This window comes from Halorubrum sp. SP3 (genome assembly GCF_005435195.1).
Lineage (GTDB): Archaea > Halobacteriota > Halobacteria > Halobacteriales > Haloferacaceae > Halorubrum > Halorubrum sodomense.
This window is the reverse complement of the sequence record NZ_SGTU01000102.1, coordinates 1-1,264: the sequence shown is the minus strand read 5'-3', so window position 1 is coordinate 1,264 and position 1,264 is coordinate 1. Positions and strand designations below refer to the sequence as shown.

At 48.3% G+C, this 1,264-nt stretch carries 1 protein-coding gene and 1 pseudogene; one reads left to right on the top strand and one right to left on the bottom strand.

The annotated features are described in order from the left end of the window. The coding region (locus EXE42_RS15610; protein WP_137706918.1) for a hypothetical protein at positions 1 to 841 on the bottom strand (841 nt) is incomplete at its 3' end. 147 nt (positions 842 to 988) lie between these two features. On the opposite strand from EXE42_RS15610, the pseudogene EXE42_RS15605 reads away from it, so the two are divergent. Next, positions 989 to 1,264: pseudogene (locus EXE42_RS15605) on the top strand (hypothetical protein); the annotation flags it as partial.

Below are 1,264 nucleotides of genomic sequence, written 5' to 3'. Positions count from 1 at the left end.
AGAGGGGATCATCCGACTCAAGAGTTTCGTCGGACTCGACGGTACTTTCGTACCTCTCATCTGTGTTATTGCTTTTTGGCACGTGAACTGAGATTACTTTCTTATTTTTCCGCTCAATAAAAGGAAGAGTAACTGACTGATCCGTATCATCTGATGTAGTCGTCTGCGTCCCGGACTCAGATCCTTCTAAATCAATTTCAACATTCGCTTCCTGAGATGCGTTTTTATGGGGTGTGGAATCATGATCGGATCCGAGGAGGGGCAGAATATCCGGTGTCCCATATTCGTCCTGTAAGTTACTGTATACCTCTTCGCCTTGAGTAGAGAGTGTATATTCGTTAGCAGAATTCAAATCGATTACTCCTGCCAGTCGTAACCAGTCAGCCCGCTGCTTAGCCTGGCTCTTCGACTCCCAATCTAAATCGTATTTCTGGTTTAAGATTGTCTGTAGTTGGCTCACTCGCAACGGAACAGTGGAAACCAGTGCGATCGTGTCATAGAACCCGATGAACGTTTCGCAGAAAGATTTTATTAGTACCATCGGGGTATCAGGGGACCCTTCTCGCTGAAGTTCACTTAGTACCTGTTCACCAGTAGGCCGCAGTTCAATAGTCCGTGAATTTCTGCTAACGCGGACTAAACCCATCATCTCCATTTGCGTGAGCCATGACTGCGGTACTGCCGAGGCCGAATTCACTTCACGTTGATAGCCTGATTGAACCTCTTTAAGCTCTGGACCGTAATTCTCGATTGAAATTAGAAAGTGAGCCAATCTACTGAGCTTCTCTGTTGCTGTCTTGGAGAACAACGTCAGAGAGGATCGCAGATTTTCATCATCCATGATTAATTGGAAATCTAAACTCTATAATAAATTAATTACGGGTACCTGCGAATCTCTCCCACTTTCAGGAATAGGCACGTGATGTAATTTTCAGCATCGGGAACGCAACGTTTCTAAGCGTGTCTGCCAAGTGGACAGTATATTCAGATGAGCAGATGGAGCGACGATCGCGCTGATCACGAGCACGAGGCGATCGAGGCCTTTCTGCGGAGCCACTTCCCGAGTACCTACTTCGAAAATCAATCGGATCTATCCGAATACGACGGCTCAGACAAGGAAATCTCTGACGCGGAGCGTGCGATAATCGAGGCGCTCGTGTCCGAGGCGGAGACGCAGTTCAAATCCTCCAAGGGAACGCTCGGGCTCGCGATCGACTTCGTCGTTCTCGCCGAGGAGTTGGCGGAACACGACGACTGGCTCGCC